Source organism: Streptomyces sp. NPDC031274 (assembly GCF_055570235.1).
In genome coordinates, this window is record NZ_JBVIHP010000318.1 from 1 (window position 1) to 1,237 (window position 1,237).

The following is a 1,237-nucleotide window of genomic DNA, read 5'->3' on the forward strand; positions in this document are numbered from 1 at the left end:
CGTGCCCCGCCAAAGAGAGGGGTGTGTTTGGCCCGCCCACGCCTGCGGTCGATTCGGGACAGCGGCTGTTCGGCGGGCTCGGGAGGCGGCGTGGGCTTGGGCCCCGACGCCGCAGCCAGCATCTCGGCCAGCTCCTCCCGGGACAGCGGTTGGGCCGCCGGCTGGGGAGACGGCCTGGGTCCCGACGCCACGGCCAGCATCTCGGCCAGCTCCTCCTCCAGACCTTGGCGGCTCAGCGTGGCGTCCAGACCCGCTCCGTCCCAGGACAGCTGGACGGGGATGGGGACACTGTCGTACGGGCCCAGTGCGCCCGTCTCTGGTCTCCAGGAATGTCCCGGGCTGTAAGCGCTCTCCCTGTTGCTGTACCAGTCGTTCATCCGGGTTCCTTCGTGCCGTTGTGTGGAGCCATCTGCTGGAGAGTGGAACCCGGCCGGTGGCGCCGGGTTCCCATCACTGGTCAACCCATGCACCGTGCCGTTCGACAGGAGAAACCATTCTCCGAAATCGTCTGCCCCTTTTCCGTCCGCATAACGAACGAAGCCAGAAAGGAGTGCGCCCGCCACTCGGGTGAACGCATCACGCGATCGAACTACAGCGAGAGCCGCCTCAAACACTTGGCCTATAAGCATGACGGCCGAAGGCGCGAATCAGCGCATGTGGGTTCCCACGGCACACTGCTCTGCGCCGAGTCCGTAGGACGCAGTTGCCCCGGCCTGATTCTCCGGGGCCACCAGCGGAAGGGCCGCAGAGCCAAAGATTTCGCCCACTTGTCCCCCGCCGATGCCCCTCCCCCACCCGGTCGAGCGGCGGCGGCGACGGCGGCTCTGGGAGAGGCTGAGGCGCGAATCAGCGCTTCGAGCAAGCGGAGAGCAGATGTGGCGGACGCTGTCCGGGCTGCGGTCCCGAGCGCATGCCCGGCAGGCGAGGCTGGGCCGGCTTCGGCAGAACGAGGGCACCTTGCTCGACCGGCAGTACGGGACCGCGTTTACGAAGGCGTCCCCTTTCCGCAGTCGCGCGACTTCGACGACCGCGAGTCGGCCGAGGTGCTGCGCTTCGTCCTGCGGCTTGGCCGAGAGCTGTTCCTGGCCGGGGCGTCGACCCGCGACATCCAGACGGCCGTTGTCGCGGTGACTGCCGCATGGGCATGCAGAACCTGGAAGTCGACATCTCCGGGCGTTCGTTGCAGGTGCAGTACGCGCCGCCGGAACGCGCGCCGGTCGTGATGCTGGTGGTCCTG

Annotated in this window: 1 pseudogene; it reads right to left on the bottom strand. The window is 68.1% G+C overall.

What is annotated here, in order from left to right:
• A pseudogene (locus tag ACZ5CR_RS45995) lies at positions 1–377 on the bottom strand (hypothetical protein); the annotation flags it as partial.
• Between the last annotated feature and the right edge of the window lie 860 nt (positions 378–1,237).